The organism is Paenibacillus allorhizosphaerae (assembly GCF_042659105.1).
In the GTDB taxonomy this organism is placed as follows: domain Bacteria; phylum Bacillota; class Bacilli; order Paenibacillales; family NBRC-103111; genus Paenibacillus_G; species Paenibacillus_G allorhizosphaerae.
The window spans coordinates 84,356-101,267 of sequence record NZ_JBHSRV010000009.1 but is presented as its reverse complement, the minus strand read 5'-3'; the positions used below and the strand labels follow the sequence as shown (position 1 = coordinate 101,267).

The window sequence follows — 16,912 nt, the reverse complement described above, 5'->3', positions numbered from 1 at the left end:
TGACGCCGAGGAATAGCATACCAAAGAAAGCCAAGTTTGGCCCGACAGACCGGCTTGGTTTTTCTTGGTTTCGTCATGATGTTGTCTGCACCGCATTGCATTTAGAAAGAGAAGTACGCCTGCGAACGGTCGATCAACAGGGAACTCCCTAATGATGAAGCGATATCTTTTTGCAGGGTGAAGGGATATCTAAGCTTGAAGGCCAAATCCAGCAGCGCCGATTCGGCGAGATTCGTCCTTGCTTGCCCCCACGCTTTGTCTCTGGTTTGGACGCAGCGAATGGCATCGGCAATGGAAAGACCTTTCAGTTTCGCAAAGACGAATGCCCAGCGGACCAAATCTATGTTTTCCCTCGTGCAGGGTATCACGTATTCTCCCCAACCGCTAACCCCGCCGCTTGATATTTTGAGCAATCCGCAGTTGCATTCGCCGCCGGTCAAAGGGATTTGATTCTGGATCAGGCGGCAGTCGAACCGGAACACCTCCATCGCGCAGATGCGATAGTGTAAAAGCTCATTTTCATTTATTACGGGTGAAGGAACGGTTAAGTTGAACATCGTATCCAATCTCCTTAACTTTAAGGTGGAAAGCGCAAAAAAGCCCGAAGAGCAGAGAAACTCTGCTCCCGGGCTTCTTGCATAGCAATAGAAGGCATGGGTGCGGTTCTCTCTCAATGCGCATACGAGGTTAGCTGTCGGGTTCGGGCTTGAGAGTGCCCTACTCACGTTGCAACCGTTACATCTAGCGAAGCGATGTCGGTTGTCACTATCTGAGATTCACCCCTTGAAGCCTTTGCGTTAGTATAGGCTTCGATTGGGTCCCCCGTTTCCTATAAAGGAACTCTGCGTTTGAATAGGAAAATATGATATTGTTGCAATGAATCATACTCCGAGCCATACGCAAAGTAAAACCCGAATCCGGATGTTATTTTCGGTTTTTTGGCTTCATATGAGGATGGAAACGGATTCATTCAAAGCCTGCATTTAATATCGATATAAATGCTGCTTGATTCTTCGTTTATCGCGGTTTCTCAGAAAAGCGGCGAAAAGCGGAGCATGATATCGAAAATGAAAGATCATATACGGATTGTTCGAGCTCTATCGCCTGCCAGTGCCGGATTTGCAATGCAGCGTTTCTTTACAGCGCGTTGCTTCGAGCGTATGATACGACTCAAGAAACAATCCAAACAAAGTTTCCCATTTTTATTCGCTGAATTTCCTTGATACCAAGGAAAACGGGGGAACCAACAGGTGGTGCAAGAACGGTGTGAGAGCCGGTCGCGCATCGCCAGGGGTGAATCGCGGGGACGGAATGTCATGGAATTCCGTACTCGCGTAGGGCGACTCTCACCGCCCGAATCCGTCAGCTAACCTCGTAAGCGTTAGACGGCAGCCGGCTTGTCTTTCGAATCCGGATCGATTCGACAGAAAAGCGCTGCTTTTGGAGAGAGGATGATGAAGCTTGTGATCGTTTGCCGCGACCACAGGGCTTAATGCCTCTGTGGTTTTTTGCTGCATTTTATTGAAAATTTACCGTTTTATTTGCAGAGACGAATAAATTGAATAGGTCATATGCAACTTTTCGCTGAATCCTTGAATGGAAAAGGAACGGGGGAACCAACGGAGTCGCGCAGCATATCCAAATGTCGGATACGGTCACGGCTTTATGGGGTGAATCTTGCAGTTGACAACCGACATCGTGAATACCGATGTAACGGTTGCAGCATTGTTGACAATTGTCCAGCGACATCTCCGCTGTACAATTGCAACGCAAGTAGGGCGACTCTCACGCCCGAATCCGTCAGCTAACCTCGTAAGCGTATAGAGAGAGGCAACGATTGTCGTGAGCAGGACACGGTATGTTCTTTACTGTGCCTTCAGAAGCCGCGGGAAGAGTTCTTCTCTGATCGCAGGCTTCTTTTTTGTTGCCTTCTCTTTCTTCATTCAAGGAGGAGAACACATGGATAGCCGGCAAAGATTTATTCTGGTATCTGCGCCCAACAAAGCGGGTGAAGCCTTCGTCCGTTTATTAATGACGCATAGACTCCCCTTTGCCGCGATCGCTAATAACAAGCGGGAGCGAGCGCGAATGAAGGAGCTGGGCGTTGAGCGCATTATACTCGTCGACACAACCGAGGAAAGCACCTGGCAGCTGCCCGACTTTCCGATCGGAAAAATATTTTTGTTCGAAAGCAGTTTTACTTTGTGCTGCCGCTACATTCGCATATGCAGTTCTTGGAGCAGCGAACCGACTTATGTAATCACGCATTCGAACCACCCGCGGCTCATTTATAAAGGACTTGGAGCGAGCTTCGTCATTCATACGAACAGCGATGAAGTATCGTTTTTACTCCATGCGCTTGTAGGGTGAACCGAGAACTTGGAAGTGATGGAGGAGTATATATGGCGGATCTCTATATGGTTTTGATTCTCGCAGCGACTTACGTTCTGTTCGCCGGCTTTTTGTCCTGGTGCGGCAAAGTGACTGAGGAAACGGGAGGTGAGCGCAAATGATCGTTGTTTATTTATTTACGGCGTTTATCTTTATTTACCTGGCCTATGCGCTCATTCATCCGGAGAAATTTTAGGGAGGCTGTACACTGTGGGCATTTTGCAAATTGCCGTTGTGATCCTGATTTTGATGCTGATCGTTAAGCCGCTCGGCACTTATTTATACCAGGTGTTTCGGAATGAAGCGAGTGTGACGGACAAATTTTTTTCTATCATTGAGAAACCTGTTTTTGCCCTGATCGGGCTTAAGGATCGAAAGGGCATGACCTGGAAAACGTACGGACTCAGCTTCATTTTAACGAACATCGTGCTGGTGGCCGTCAGTTATTTGATTCTGAGGGTACAAAAGTTTTTGCCGCTGAATCCGAACGGCATCGACAACATGGAGCAGACGCTTTCATTCAATACGGTCATCAGCTTCATGACCAACACGAACCTGCAGCATTACAGCGGCGAATCGGGGCTCTCGTATTTCTCGCAAATGGCCGTCATCATGATGATGATGTTCACTTCTGCGGCGACCGGGTTATGTGTTGCCATCGCTTTTGTTCGAGGGATTACAAATAAGGGTCGGACGATCGGGAACTTCTTTGAAGATTTCGTGAAAGCTCATACGCGCGTGTTTTTCCCGCTGGCGCTCGTGGTGACGCTTCTGCTTGTGGCGCTTCACGTTCCGCAAACGCTGCAGCCTACCTTAACGGTTACGGGTTTGGAGGGACAAGTACAACAAATCGCTATCGGTCCGGTGGCGTCTCTGGAGTCCATCAAGCACTTGGGAACGAACGGCGGCGGATTTTTCGGAGTGAACTCGGCCCATCCGTTCGAGAATCCGAATCCGCTCACGAATGTCATCGAAATATTGTCGATGTGGTCGCTGGCGGCCGCACTCCCGTATACGTACGGCTTGTTCGCGAAAAACCGCAAGCAAGGTTGGGTTATCTTTTCCGCGATGATGATTTTGTTCCTGCTGTTCTTGTCCTTGGTTTACGTATCCGAGACCAGAGGTAACCCGGTGATGAACCGTTTGGGCATTGATGCATCACAGGGCAGCATGGAAGGGAAAGAGGTACGATTCGGCATTCCGCAATCGGTTTTATTTACTACCGTTACGACATCGGCCACGACCGGTTCGGTGAACAATATGCATGATACGCTCACGCCGCTCGGAGGCATTACGCCGCTCGCTTTAATGATGCTGAACTGTGTGTTCGGAGGAAAGGGCGTCGGTCTGGTGAACATGCTGATGTACGCGATTCTGGCTGTTTTCCTCGCCGGTTTAATGGTAGGAAGGACGCCGGAGTTTCTGGGGCGAAAGATCGAAGCCCGCGAGATGAAATTAATCGCGATAGCGATATTGACGCATCCGTTTATCATACTTGCTCCAACGGCGATCGCGCTCGCAACGGAGCTCGGCAAAGCGGCGATTACGAACCCGACATTCCATGGAATCTCACAAGTACTGTATGAGTACACATCGTCCGCGGCCAATAACGGTTCGGGGTTCGAGGGACTCGGAGACAATACGCCGTTCTGGAATATAACCACAGGGCTCGTGATGCTGTTCGGCCGATATATTTCGATGGTCGCGCTTCTTGCCGTGGCCGGCTCGCTGCTGCGCAAGCAATGGGTTCCGGAAACGATCGGTACGTTCCGTACGGATAACGGTTTGTTCGTCGGCATCCTTATAGGTACGGTACTGATTATCGGTGCATTGACGTTCTTGCCGGCGATTGTGCTTGGTCCGATTGCCGAGCATTTGACGATCCGTTAAAGAGGTGACGACAAACATGAGTAATAATAAAAAAACATTATTAACCGGGGACATCGTAAGAAATGCATTAAAGGATAGCTTTGTCAAGCTGAGCCCGGTCACCATGATGAAAAATCCGGTTATGTTCGTCGTTGAAGTCGGGACGCTCATCGTATTGCTGATGATCGTTTTTCCAGGCTATTTCGGCACAGAAGAAAGCATCGGGTTTAATATTACCGTATTCCTGATTCTGTTATTCACCGTGCTGTTCGCCAATTTCGCCGAAGCGTTGGCGGAGGGCAGGGGCAAGGCGCAGGCCGATTCTCTGAAAAAAACGAAGAAGGAGACTACGGCAAACAAAGTCGTAAACGGCGGCGTGAAGCAAGTACCGTCGACCGAATTGCGCAAAGGCGATCTCGTCATCGTGTCGCAAGGCGAGATGATCCCGGGAGACGGCGAGGTGGTCGAGGGATTAGCGTCCGTAGACGAGTCCGCGATTACGGGGGAATCCGCTCCGGTCATCAAGGAAGCCGGCGGCGACTTCAGCTCGGTTACGGGCGGCACCCGCGTCGTAAGCGACAAAATCACGATCAGAATTACAAGCGATCCGGGCGAATCGTTCATCGACCGAATGATCTCGCTCGTCGAGGGAGCGTCCAGACAAAAGACGCCCAATGAAATCGCTCTGAACACGCTGCTTACGAGCTTGACGCTTATCTTTTTGATCGTGGTTGTCACGCTTGCCCCGATCGCAAAATATTTGGGCATCGAGCTTTCGATTCCGGTGCTCATCTCGCTGCTCGTCTGCTTGATCCCGACGACGATCGGCGGCTTGCTGTCGGCGATCGGGATTGCCGGGATGGACCGGGTCACGCAGTTCAACGTGCTCGCCATGTCCGGCAAAGCGGTGGAAGCCGCGGGTGATATCAACACGATGATTTTGGATAAAACGGGTACGATCACCTTCGGCAACCGGATGGCCAGCGAGTTCATTCCCGTTGGCCCGGAGAGCGTTAGCTCGGTGGCCGAATGGTCGGCGATCGGCTCCGTCAAAGACGAGACGCCGGAAGGCCGTTCGGTGCTTGAACTCATGAAAAAGCAGGGGCTGCCTTATGACCCATCCGTCTCCGAAGGCGGCGAGTTCATTGAATTTAAGGCTGAAACCCGCATGAGCGGCATCGATCTGAAGGACGGCCGCAAAGTGCGCAAGGGCGCGGTCGATGCGGTGAGAAAATGGGTGGAAGCCCAAGGGGGTACCATCCCGTCCGATTTGAACGCGAAGGGCGATGCGGTTGCCAAGGAAGGCGGTACGCCTCTCGCCGTTGCGGTGGATAGAAAGATCTTCGGAATCATTTATTTGAAAGATACGGTCAAGCCGGGGATGAAAGAGCGCTTCGACCAGCTCCGCAAAATGGGCATCAAAACGATTATGTGTACCGGCGACAACCCGCTGACGGCCGCTACGATCGCTCGTGAAGCGGGTGTGGACGATTTTATAGCCGAGAGCAAGCCGGAGGATAAAATCGCGGTTATCCGCAAAGAGCAGGCGGAAGGCAAACTCGTTGCGATGACCGGAGACGGCACGAACGATGCACCGGCACTGGCCCAAGCGGACGTAGGGCTTGCGATGAACAGCGGGACGGTGGCGGCGAAGGAAGCGGCCAACATGGTCGATCTGGATTCCGACCCGTCGAAAATCATTGAAGTCGTGGCGATCGGCAAGCAGCTGCTGATGACGCGCGGTTCGCTGACGACATTCAGTATCGCGAACGATGTAGCCAAATATTTTGCGATCATTCCGGCCATGTTTACGCTGGCTATTCCACAGATGGAAGCTCTGAACATCATGCGGCTCGGTTCGCCGATGTCGGCCATTTTGTCGGCGCTCATTTTTAACGCGATCATTATTCCGCTGCTCATTCCGCTGGCGATGAGGGGTGTTGCCTATAAACCGATGAGCTCCACCCGATTGCTGCAGCGCAACATTTTCATCTACGGACTCGGCGGCGTTGTCGTTCCGTTCATCGGGATCAAGCTGATCGACCTGTTTGTTCACTTATGGATTTAATATAGAACGACAGAGAAGAAAGGATATGAAAAAGGATGAATAAAACGGCGAAGATGGAAACGGCACGGTTATCCCTCGGCATCGTGATACGGATCAGTTTGGTGTTTATCGTGCTATGCGGTATTGTATATCCACTCGTTTGTACAGGGCTTGCGCAGGTGCTGTTCCCGGGCCGGGCGAACGGCAGCCTCATTCAGAACAGTAAAGGGGAAGTCGTCGGCTCGGAGCTGATCGGACAAAAATTTACGGACCCGAAGTACTTTCAAGGCAGAGTATCGAGTATTGATTACAAAGCGGAAGCGTCCGGGACCAACAACTATGCGCCGTCCAATCCGGACATGCTGAAGCGAACGCAGGAGTCGATCGAGGAATGGAAAAAGAACAATCCGGATGTGCCGGTCAGCCGACTTCCGATTGATTTGATCACGAACTCGGGCTCGGGCCTCGACCCGCACATCACTCCGGCATCCGCCAAAGCGCAGGTACCGCGGATTAGCAAGCTGACTGGAATCTCTTCAAGCCAGTTGGAACAGCTGATCAATGCGAATACGGAAGGGCGCGATCTCGGTCTGTTCGGCGAACCGCGGGTCAATGTGCTGAAGCTGAATCTGGCGTTAGACGGGCTAAAAAAATAAACTTATAAAATGGCTTATCGGAAAAAGTCGGGATGAAGCGCAGGCTTCTCCAGACTTTTTCTGTGTTCCGAGAAAGGAGGGCTCGGGTGGAAACGTTCAAAAGAAAAACGCCCGAGGAGCTGCTGCTGTCGATTTCCAAGCTGCATCGCGGACGGCTGAAGGTGTACATCGGCGCCGTCAGCGGGTCGGGGAAAACGTATCATATGCTGCGGGAAGGGCAGTCTCTGAAAACACAAGGGATCGATGTCGTCATTTGCGCCGTCTCCACGATGCAGCGGCCCGAAACCGTGGGGCAAATCGGGGATTTGGAGCGCGTGCCGAGCATTCATTGGATGAAAGGAGCGATCGAGAAAAAAGACTTGAATCTGGAAGCCCTCATCGATCGCAATCCGGAAGTCGTGTTAGTCGACGGCTTGGCGCATCGCAACCGCGAAGGGGCCCGGTTTGCCACGCGGGCGGAGGATATCCGCTATCTTCTCGGGTGCGGAATCAGCGTCATTACGACAGTGAACGTCTACGAGTTGGAAGGCGTCACGGAGCTCGCCAAAAAATTAACCGGGGTCGAGGTTCACGAAACGGTGCCAGCGGAGACGTTGGAAATGGCCGATGAGGTGGTGCTGATCGACGCAACACCGGAAGCGCTGCTGAGCCGTGCGGCGGAAGGGCACCTGAAGCTGGGGCAAGGAAGCTTGTTTAAACCCGGCCATTTGGCCGTTCTCCGGGAACTGTCTCTGCGTTTGATGGCGGAGGGAGTAAACGAATCGCTGGAAAAATACAGGGAAGGGCTGGGGATGATCGGTCCTTCCGGCGCCGCCGAGCGCATCCTCGTTTCCACGCAGTACCATTGGAACGGCTCCATCTATGTCCGCAGAGGCCAACAAATCGCCAAACGGTTGAATGGCGAATTAATCGTGGTTGCCTTTGTTCAAGAGAAAAAACAGCTTACGAAGGAAGCGGCCGCTTTTCGCGGCTCGATCATCAAATTGGTGGAAAAAGTGGGAGGCGGGTTCGAAGAGCTGCCGCTCCAATCCCGTAGGTCGCTGCCTGGCGTTTTGGTAACGTATGCCTTGGAGCATGGCGTTACCCGGATCGTGATGGGCCATTCCAAGCAAACGAAGTGGCAGGAATTTTGGCAGGGCTCTATCGTCCATGACATGCTCCGGCTGACGAAAAATATCGACGTCTTCATCGTTGCCGACCGGGCGGCGCATGAAGGAGAAAGAATACTGCCGGCCAAGCTGGAGAAGCCGGAGGAAGAAGCCGAGTTGTTTCGCCGTCTCAGCTCGCAGGAGGTGGAGAGCAAAATTCGGCGAATCAAACGAGGCCATTTCAAAGTGTATATCGGCGCTGCGCCCGGCGTCGGAAAAACGTACACGATGCTGCGCGAAGGCAACGATTTGTTGAAAAAGGGGATAAACGTCCGCGTGGGCTTACTCGAAACCCATGGACGGCAGGAAACGCTTGCTCAAATCGGGCATTTGGAGACCGTTCCGCGCAAAGTCATCGAATATCGCGGCAGCCGCCTAGAAGAGATGGATACGCATGAAATCATTCGCCTTAATCCGGAGGTCGTTCTAGTAGACGAACTGGCCCATACGAATGTGCCGGGCAGCAAAAATAAAAAAAGGTACGAGGACATACTGGATATTTTGTCGGCCGGTATTTCCGTCATTACGACGGTCAACGTGCAGCATTTGGAAAGCTTGAACGACGCAGTGGAGCAAATCACCGGCATCCGTGTCCGGGAGACGGTACCGGACCATATTTTGAGATTGGCGGACGAGGTGCAGTTGATCGACGTTGCGCCAGAATCGCTCCAGCAGCGGATGAGAGAAGGCCGAATTTATTCCATGGACAAAGTGGATCAGGCGCTGAATCATTTTTTTAAGACGGGCAATTTGATCGCTTTGCGTGAGCTGGCGCTCCGCGAAATTGCGGACGACGTCGATGAACGGCTGGAATCATGGCAGCGAAGCAGTTCCTTGCGCGGTCCGTGTAGGAGGCAGGAGGTCATTCACGTATGTATCGATACGACGCCCCAAGCGGAACGACTGATTCGCCGAGGCTTCCGGATTGCCTACAGACTCAAAGCAAGGTGGTACGTAACCTACGTACGGATGGAGCGGCAAGAGTTAGGCGAGGAGGCGCGGCGGCGGCTGGAGTCGCTGCAACAATTGACGGAGCGGCTAGGCGGGACGTTCGAAACGATCGCGGCCGCCGGCCGCAAGCAGCTTTCGGCTGTCATTGTATCCCAGGCGAACCACTACAAAGCGACGCAGATGATCATCGGCCAATCAAAGCAAGCGTGGTGGAAGGAGCTTTACCGAGGCTCGATTGTGAAGCGGGTTCTACGGGCTGCAAGACATATGGATGTGCTCGTCGTTGCCGAGTACGGCCCTTTGAACGCAGCCGAACAACCGCTTGAAGGAAAGTAGGCGGAGGGCGTTTTTTCCGATTACCGGAACCAGCCCTTTTTGCTGAACCACGCAAACATGCCGAATCCGATGCCGAACATGAAAGCGAGAACGATAAAATAGCCCCAATGCCATTTCAACTCCGGCATATACTCGAAATTCATCCCGTAAATTCCGGCGATGAACGTAAGCGGCATGAAGATCGTCGTAATGACGGTCAACGTCTTCATGATCGTATTCATCCGATTCGAATTCAAAGAAATGTAGCTGTCGCGTATATCGGCCGTTACGTCTCTGTTCGATTCGATCATCTCCGATAATTTCAACAAGTGGTCGTAAATATCTTTGAAGTAAAACAGCTGCGCTTTCAGCCCTTCGATGCGATCCGAGTTGACGATCCGGTACAGCAGATCGCGCATCGGTATAATCGTTCGTCTCAGCTTGAGCAGTTTGGTTCGAATATTAAAAATCTGGTTCATCAATACGTCGATGCTTTCTTGATTGCTGTTGTTTTCAATATCGCTCAGCTGGTCTTCCAATTGATAGACGCTCGGAAAATATTGGTCGACCAACTTATCCATAACCAAATAAGCCGCATACAAATGGCCTTTGTCGGCGCCTTGTTTTTGCTCGGCAATCCGGCTCCACGCATCTTCGATCTCATCGAGGTGGGTAAAATGAAACGTGACGACAAAGTTCGTCCCCAAAAATAAATCGACTTCCTCGGCGGCCAGCGTTGCCGAATTGAGCGCGTGCAGCACAAAGAAGTGCACATCTTCGTAATGATCCAGCTTCGGCCGCTGCAGCAAATGAAAGCAATCTTCCACGGCCAGCGGATGAAAGTGAAAGAACTGTTCCAGCAGAAGCGCTTCCGTTTCCGTCGGTTTATGAAAATCGACCCAGTACCACTGAATGTCGGGCTCCGAAAGCTGCTCCAAAGGTATGTCCTTAATTACTTCCTGATTTTTCGTAACGGCTAAGGCACGAATCATAAGCGGGCTCCTTGCATGTCCATTGTATTGGGATCATTTTACCACAAATATAATCGTCTCACATTTATTGGAACAGATGCGGCAAGGTCTGGCAGATCATTTTGAATAAGTGTAAGAAATACGGAGAATTAGTCAGGATTGTAGAGATTAATATAGATTGGGCCGGAAAAGGCAGGTCGCAATATCGGAAAATGCCGTATTTGGGACGCGGCTCGTATTTACATCGACAACCGACAGGCGTATGATACAACTCATGTAATGTTTCATATTTGATGTTCTAGTCGCTGAATATTCTTCGTATCGCGAAGGACAACGGGGGAACCGTGGAAGTTGATGCACAAACGGTGTGAGAGCCGTTTACGCATGCATTTGGGGTGAATCTCAGAAGTTACAACTGACATCGCAGTTACCGGTGGTAATAGTTGCAACGTAGTTGACAACTGACACCGCGAACTAGGCGTAACAGTTGCAACGTAGTTGACAACTGACACCATGAACTAGGCGTAACAGTTGCAACGTAGTTGACAACTGACACCATGAACTAGGTGTAACAGTTGCAACGTAGTTGACAACTGACACCATGAACTAGGTGTAACAGTTGCAACGTGAGTAGGGCGACTCTCACCGTCCGAACCCGACAGCTAACCTCGTAAGCGTCGAACGACAGCCTTATGCCGAAGGACCGTTCCGGTTCGTTACGGCAAGGATGTCATGAGAGAGGATGATGAAGCTTGTGACGAACTGACGTCCACAGGGTTTATACCTCTGTGGCTTTTTTTGTTGTCTTTTTTCCTAACACCGGCGGATGCCGGACGATTTGAGGAGGACCGCTTTCATGGTTTTCAGCTTTGTTTTTATTTGCTTGTTTATCGTCATTTTAGTTATTTCCCAAATTTTTGACAGCAAACCGTTTACGAGCCGTAATCGATGGAGAAACCGGCTTATGATTTCCGCTTCCTGTTCTTTGCTTTTCTCCAGCGTCATTACTTGGTTCGTGATCAATTAGGGCATAACTTTTAAACTATAAACGATCAATGTAAAATATGGGGTTTCTCATCTGCCGAGGCGTTGAGAACCCCTTTTTTCTATACTCGGAGCAGCGTTATCCTTTTACAAAAAGTTATATTTACAAAGCGGAGTGAATGCGTTACCATTTTTTTTAACGAACGACTGGATGGTGGGGAGTGTGGGGGCGTTGAAAGCAAAAAAGAAACGGGCTTTGTTGAATATATCGATGTTCAACAAATTGTTTATCTCCTACCTTGTCGCCATTTTAATCCCGACGATTATTATCAGCTCGTACAACTTTTATACGTTTTCGACAGAGCTCAAGGAAAGCTACCGCAGCGCCCAGAAGGAAAGCCTGCAGTATATGTCCAAGCAAATGGAAGTGCTGGTCGACAGTATTCATGCGCTATCTCTCCAGCTTTCATTGTCCAGCGACATCAACACGATGATTACTCAGCCCGAGCTCAATCTATATGAAGCGAATTTGGTCAACAAGCATCTCCGAAACCAGATGACGACGAGCGACATGTTTTACTCCATGTATTTGTACATGAAGGTCAGCGATACGGTATTGACCACGAATGAAGGCCTCTTCAAACGCGCCGACTTTTACGACAAGGCGCTGCTTGACCGGCTGACGGCCAGCGACGGCCGATTGTCGGGCGATAAACTTCGCATATTGCAGGATTCCTCTGGCGTTAGTCCGGCGCAAGTATTTACTTTTACGCGCGGCGTTCCTCCCTTAAATTCTTACCCCTTGGGCCAATTGGTTATCAATGTGAAAAAGGATGCAATGATCCAATCGCTGTACACGGAGCAGTCGGCTGGCGGACATATTATGATTCTGGACTCCGGAGGACATGTCGTTTACGACAATTTGGACGAAGGAGCCGTTCCGGGGACGGACGGGCCCGGCCTGGCTTCCAAGGAATACAGGGAGCAGAGCATAACGGAAATCGGCGGCAAGACGTACTTTACTTATGGTACGAAGCTGGATGGCATCAACTGGACGCTCGTTCGTTTCGATCCGTACGAAATCTACGCGCAGAAGCTCGGCAGCAAACTGCTCGGCATCGTAACGATCGATTTGACCATCCTGATGACCGGCCTCCTTATTTCTTATTTGCTTTCTTCGCACATGTACGAACCGTGGCGAAAAATTATGGCCGGCTTGTCCGGCTATTTTAAACAACCGTCAAAACTGCCGAACAACGAATCGGTCTGGGTAACGGAAGCGATTGCCAGCCTGATCGACGAAAATACGGCGTTTCAGGATACGATCAAGCGAAGCGAGCCTGTCATGAAGGATCGCTTCATTTACGATATTTTGAACAGAAACTATTCGCAGTCGCTAAATATTACGGAAAAGCTGAAAGATATGGGCATCACGTTCGATTTGCCGTGCTATTTGGTGATGATTGCTTCGTTCGATCCGCATGAATGCGCGGACGAGGCGATCTACGATCGCAAGCTGCTCATGTTCAGCTACATCAAGAGTAAATTCGAGCAGCAGTTTCGCGTGGCCGGAACCGTGCTCGAGCAATCCGATCTAGGCTTTATTCTCAATGTAGAGCAGCGCGAGCTGACCGACAGCCTGAAGAGCAAGCTGAGCGAGTGCTGCCGCGAAGTGCACGGATGGGTACAGCAGGAGCTCCGAATGACGCTTCAATTCACCTTCGGCAATATGTACGTTTCGATCTCGGAGGTTCATGAATCGTATGAGCAGGCTAGACGCGTGTTTACATATAAGCCTGTCATTCATAAAGAGGATATCGCGTTTTATGCCGACTTGAAGAGGGATGCCAGGTTCGAGTATCCGATGTCGATTCAAAAACAGCTGCTGTACAGCATTGCATCCAGACAGCGGGAAGCGGCGGTTGCCTGTATTGCGGAATTGTTCGAACACTATATTTATAGCGACAAATACCAGCTGGAATCGCTGCATGAAATGATTATCCTGCTAACCAGCGCCGTCAAAAACAAGCTGCTTGAAGAAGGGCTGGAGATGGAGGCGGTGCAGGATCAGGTTCGCGTTTCGCAAATATTCGCATGCTCCAATAACGACCAGCTGCACGATATGATGCTCCGCTACATTCAGAGGCTGTTTGATGCGCTCGATGCGATGCAGGATAACAAATCGAACCATCATTACATATCGAAAGCGATGGATTACATCGAGCAAAACTATATGAGAAGCATCTCCATTTCCGATATCGCCGGGCACCTTGGCCTCAGCAGCAGTTATTTGAGCCGTTTTTTTAAAGCTGAGACCGGCAAATCACCGCTTGAGCATTTAACGGAATTTCGGATCGCCAAAAGCAAGGAACTGCTGATGTCGAACGAGTATACGCTTCAGCAAATTAGCGAGCAGATCGGCTATCCCGATGTGAACAGCTTTATTCGATATTTCAAGAAATATGAGGGCACTACGCCGGGAAAATACCGCAGTATGGTCATCCCGACGATTTGACTTGGATCTTCACTATTTGATGTACGCCGGCTGACTTCACATTTTCCGGGTTTTCATCAAATAGTGGGGATTTCTTTTTATCCGGTTCGTTTCTAAGATGGGAGCATGACGATCATGGTCCCGAGGAGGGAGGAAAGCGCAATGAAGTCGGGAACGGTCATCATGCGTTTGGCTGTAGCGGGGGCGCTCGCGTTTCTGGCCGGCTGCGGGGGCACTTCGGAGGCGCAAACGGAATCAATCATCAGGGCGGAGGAAACGGACAACCATACGGCGACGTACAGCATCTTTCAAAAATTCAGCGCACCCGAATATCCTGCGGATGGCGGTCTGGCCAAGAAGCTCATACTGGACGCAATGCAAAAGGAAGGCTTGAAGGGGATCGATTACAAGATTGAATTTGCACCCGGCCAAGACTATATGACCAAGCTTAACTTAAAGGCGACGGCGGGGGAATTGCCGGATTTGTTTCAAGTCGATTATCCGACCTTCATGCGGCTCGTAAACGAGGGGAAGCTGCTGCCGCTTAACGACTGGCTTGCGAAATCTCCGCATGTGAGCGGGATGATCCGGGACGACAAATTCGATTACGTTACGGTAAACGGCTATATTTACGCGATTCCGACGGGAAACCGGCCGGAACCGTACAATTCGGAAAGCCGGGCCGGCTTTATTGTCCGCCAAGACTGGCTGGACCGGCTGGGGCTGAAGGCGCCGCGCAACCTGGACGAAATGCACGAGGTGTTGAGAGCGTTTACTTACGGCGATCCGGACGGGAACGGCATCAACGATACGTATGGATATGGGGCTGCGAAAGATCATCAGTTTGCCGGTATTTTCGGCGCTTTCGGCATCCATCCCGATTTTTGGCATGAACGCGGCGGCATGATTAAGAAAGGGTATGTACTGCCGGAAGCTAAGGAAGCGCTAGCCGTGCTGCAGTCGTGGTATAAGGAAGGTCTGATCGATCCGCATTTTCTCGTAACGGAAACGAAACGGCGGAACGAAAACATCATCCGTTCCCAATACGGCATGTTTCAAAACGCGCCGCTCGAAGTCGATCCGAACAGCTCGACCATCGCCGCGCTGCACAAAGCGAATCCCGGAGCCAAGCTGCGCTTTTTTACGAACGTCAAGGGCCCCGATGGCAAGAGCGGCTTCCCCGAGAGTTCTCCGTTCGGGAGCTTGCGCGCCGTATCCGCGAATGTGAAGCAGCCCGAAAAGCTGTTCCGGATGCTGGACTGGATGCAAAACGAGAACGGGGGCTTTAACCTGATCCACTACGGAGTGGAAGGCGAAGATTACAGCTATGAGCAAGCGGCCAACCGGATCGTGCTCCACTCAGAATATGCTCAGCTTTACCGTAGAGGATTTTCGAACCCGATCCGTTTTCTGAACGATATCGACGTGCGCTGGGCGAGCGATGAGGTAAAGCAAGATCTGGTGGAAGCGGCACGGCATACGATCTCCAACGCATTGTGGAAAAAAGTGCCCGCCGAGCTGGATTATGCCGACCTGGATGAGGACCTGTGGGGACAGTATTTCTCTAAAATTGTGACCGGACAATATTCCGTTGACCGTTGGGATGAATTTGTGAAGCTGTATTATCAGCAGGGCGGCGACATCATTGAGCAGCAGGCGAACGAGGAATGGAAAAAGATGAAAGCAACTGCCGGCAAAAAATAAATGCGAATTGTGCGAATGGAGGAGGGATCGACTATGCTCATGAGAAGAAAGGCCGTCTTATTTTCGCTCGGCTGTCTGCTCATTTCCGGTTGTTCGTCAGGCGGGAATACGGGAGCGCCACAGGGAGAGCAGCAGCCCGGGAAGCCGGCTGAGAACGCGAAGCAGATTACGCTTCAGGTGTTTCAAGCGGGGGGAAGCATCTCCGATACGGAATTCAAAGAACTGATAGCGGACCCGGTAAAGAAAAAGTTTCCCCACATTACCATGGAGCTGATCCGGGAGGGACAGGCCAAACGGGATCAGCTCATAACGGCCGGCGAATTTCCGGACATGATCTTCACCTCATCCATCACGGTAGGCGGATTTCTTGAACTGAACCTGATGAAGGATCTTCAAGAGATGATCAATAAATCGAAGCTGGATATGAATCAATACGAGAAAAGGGCAATTGACCAAATTAAAAGTTTGTCTGATAATGGACAAATGTACGCCCTTCCATTTTCTATCAATTACGGTGCATTGTTCTACAACAAAGACATTTTCGACCGTGCCGGCATCCCTTATCCGGCCGAAGGACTTGCCTGGGAGGACATTCTTGAGCTTGCCAGAAAAGTGGCCGAGAAGGAACCGTCCGTTCGCGCGCTGGGTACTTCGGGCATTACGAGAGACGCGATTTCCCTGCGAATGCCGCTGGTCGACCCCAAGACGGAAAAGCCGGTAATCGCAACCGACGATTGGAAATGGCTGATGCAGTATCATCAAACGCTGAACAAGCTGCCGGATAACAAACAGGCGAAGGGCGGCAGGGACGGGTTCGTAAAGGACCGGACCATGGCAATGTATACTTCGTACGGAGCCCGGATCGGCGAGCTGGAAGAGCTGGAACTGAGCGGGCAAAGCTTCAAATGGGATATGGCGACGTTCCCGGTACGCAAGGACGCCAAAGTGCAAGGGATGGAGACCGAATCGCATATTCTTTCGATTTCTTCCACGGCGAAGCATCCGGAGGATGCGTTCAACGTCATTACGTTCCTGACCACCAACGACGAAGTACAGACGCAGGTAGCCCGAAAGGCCAGGGTTTCGTCGCTAAAAGCCGAGAAATACAAGTCGTTGTTCGGTCAAGATCTCAAGAGCTTGCAGGGGAAAAACGTGCAGGCGATCTTCAAAAACAAGTATGCGCCGAACGCCCAGCAGACGAAATACGACGCCGCTGCGGAGAAAGCGGTGAACAACGCTTTGTCGAAGGTCAATGCGGGGAAAGCGGACGTGAACACGGCGCTCAGGGAAGCGGAAGAGGAAGCGAGCAAGGGCATTGCGGAATTAAAGCTGGCTGACAAAAAATAAAGCGGCGTGCACCATCCCGACCGAATGATGGCGCG

General features: G+C 51.2%; 12 protein-coding genes and 3 riboswitches. Of the genes, 10 read left to right on the top strand and 2 right to left on the bottom strand.

Features of this window, described 5'->3' with window-relative positions; translation table 11 throughout:
- Positions 1–101 precede the first annotated feature (101 nt).
- A complete protein-coding gene (locus ACFQI7_RS26770) occupies positions 102–557 on the bottom strand; it encodes a hypothetical protein (protein WP_218100732.1) in 456 nt (151 codons plus the stop codon).
- 103 nt (positions 558–660) lie between these two features.
- A riboswitch (cyclic di-AMP (ydaO/yuaA leader) is annotated at positions 661–857 on the bottom strand.
- A gap of 340 nt (positions 858–1,197) precedes the next feature.
- Positions 1,198–1,396: riboswitch (cyclic di-AMP (ydaO/yuaA leader) on the top strand.
- A gap of 176 nt (positions 1,397–1,572) precedes the next feature.
- A riboswitch (cyclic di-AMP (ydaO/yuaA leader) is annotated at positions 1,573–1,835 on the top strand.
- A gap of 124 nt (positions 1,836–1,959) precedes the next feature.
- Here ACFQI7_RS26770 and ACFQI7_RS26765 point away from each other — a divergent pair.
- The 6 genes from ACFQI7_RS26765 to ACFQI7_RS26740 all read left to right on the top strand — a co-directional run bounded on the left by ACFQI7_RS26765 (position 1,960) and on the right by ACFQI7_RS26740 (position 9,398).
- The gene (locus ACFQI7_RS26765; RefSeq protein ID WP_218100733.1) at positions 1,960–2,370 is read left to right on the top strand and encodes a hypothetical protein; all 411 of its coding nucleotides are present in this window, start codon (positions 1,960–1,962) and stop codon (positions 2,368–2,370) included.
- Between the two features lie 139 nt (positions 2,371–2,509).
- Positions 2,510–2,587: a potassium-transporting ATPase subunit F gene (locus ACFQI7_RS26760; protein ID WP_218100820.1), complete on the top strand. Its 78-nt coding sequence runs from the start codon at positions 2,510–2,512 to the stop codon at positions 2,585–2,587.
- Positions 2,588–2,601: 14 nt separating this feature from the next.
- A complete protein-coding gene (gene kdpA, locus ACFQI7_RS26755; protein WP_329958255.1) occupies positions 2,602–4,281 on the top strand; it encodes a potassium-transporting ATPase subunit KdpA in 1,680 nt (559 codons plus the stop codon).
- A gap of 16 nt (positions 4,282–4,297) precedes the next feature.
- Positions 4,298–6,328, top strand: coding sequence for a potassium-transporting ATPase subunit KdpB (kdpB, locus tag ACFQI7_RS26750; RefSeq protein ID WP_218100734.1), 2,031 nt, complete (start codon positions 4,298–4,300; stop codon positions 6,326–6,328).
- A 35-nt stretch (positions 6,329–6,363) separates the two neighbouring features.
- Positions 6,364–6,963, top strand: a complete 600-nt coding sequence (gene kdpC, locus ACFQI7_RS26745; RefSeq protein WP_218100735.1) for a potassium-transporting ATPase subunit KdpC — start codon at positions 6,364–6,366, stop codon at positions 6,961–6,963.
- Positions 6,964–7,049: 86 nt separating this feature from the next.
- Positions 7,050–9,398: a universal stress protein gene (locus ACFQI7_RS26740; protein WP_218100736.1), complete on the top strand. Its 2,349-nt coding sequence runs from the start codon at positions 7,050–7,052 to the stop codon at positions 9,396–9,398.
- A 20-nt stretch (positions 9,399–9,418) separates the two neighbouring features.
- On the opposite strand, the gene corA is transcribed toward ACFQI7_RS26740, so the two are convergent.
- On the bottom strand, positions 9,419–10,369 hold the full coding sequence (corA, locus tag ACFQI7_RS26735; protein WP_218100737.1) for a magnesium/cobalt transporter CorA: 951 nt from the start codon (positions 10,367–10,369) through the stop codon (positions 9,419–9,421).
- A gap of 835 nt (positions 10,370–11,204) precedes the next feature.
- Here corA and ACFQI7_RS26730 point away from each other — a divergent pair.
- The 4 genes from ACFQI7_RS26730 to ACFQI7_RS26715 all read left to right on the top strand — a co-directional run bounded on the left by ACFQI7_RS26730 (position 11,205) and on the right by ACFQI7_RS26715 (position 16,877).
- On the top strand, positions 11,205–11,375 hold the full coding sequence (locus tag ACFQI7_RS26730) for a hypothetical protein (RefSeq protein ID WP_218100738.1): 171 nt from the start codon (positions 11,205–11,207) through the stop codon (positions 11,373–11,375).
- Between the two features lie 189 nt (positions 11,376–11,564).
- Positions 11,565–13,847 carry a helix-turn-helix domain-containing protein gene (locus ACFQI7_RS26725; RefSeq protein ID WP_218100739.1) on the top strand — a complete coding sequence of 761 codons (2,283 nt, stop codon included), beginning with the start codon at positions 11,565–11,567 and terminating at the stop codon, positions 13,845–13,847.
- 141 nt (positions 13,848–13,988) lie between these two features.
- Complete coding sequence (locus ACFQI7_RS26720) at positions 13,989–15,530, top strand: extracellular solute-binding protein (protein ID WP_218100740.1); 1,542 nt, start codon at positions 13,989–13,991, stop codon at positions 15,528–15,530.
- Positions 15,531–15,563: 33 nt separating this feature from the next.
- Positions 15,564–16,877, top strand: coding sequence for an ABC transporter substrate-binding protein (locus tag ACFQI7_RS26715; protein ID WP_218100741.1), 1,314 nt, complete (start codon positions 15,564–15,566; stop codon positions 16,875–16,877).
- Positions 16,878–16,912 lie beyond the last annotated feature (35 nt).

What these genes read in the sequence shown, in the direction of transcription:
- ACFQI7_RS26770 (WP_218100732.1), bottom strand. Translation starts at nt 557, where the DNA reads ATGTTCAACTTAACCGTTCCTTCACCCGTAATAAATGAAAATGAGCTT.
- ACFQI7_RS26765 (WP_218100733.1), top strand. Translation starts at nt 1,960, where the DNA reads ATGGATAGCCGGCAAAGATTTATTCTGGTATCTGCGCCCAACAAAGCG.
- ACFQI7_RS26760 (WP_218100820.1), top strand. Translation starts at nt 2,510, where the DNA reads ATGATCGTTGTTTATTTATTTACGGCGTTTATCTTTATTTACCTGGCC.
- kdpB (WP_218100734.1), top strand. Translation starts at nt 4,298, where the DNA reads ATGAGTAATAATAAAAAAACATTATTAACCGGGGACATCGTAAGAAAT.
- kdpC (WP_218100735.1), top strand. Translation starts at nt 6,364, where the DNA reads ATGAATAAAACGGCGAAGATGGAAACGGCACGGTTATCCCTCGGCATC.
- corA (WP_218100737.1), bottom strand. Translation starts at nt 10,369, where the DNA reads ATGATTCGTGCCTTAGCCGTTACGAAAAATCAGGAAGTAATTAAGGAC.
- ACFQI7_RS26730 (WP_218100738.1), top strand. Translation starts at nt 11,205, where the DNA reads ATGGTTTTCAGCTTTGTTTTTATTTGCTTGTTTATCGTCATTTTAGTT.
- ACFQI7_RS26720 (WP_218100740.1), top strand. Translation starts at nt 13,989, where the DNA reads ATGAAGTCGGGAACGGTCATCATGCGTTTGGCTGTAGCGGGGGCGCTC.
- ACFQI7_RS26715 (WP_218100741.1), top strand. Translation starts at nt 15,564, where the DNA reads ATGCTCATGAGAAGAAAGGCCGTCTTATTTTCGCTCGGCTGTCTGCTC.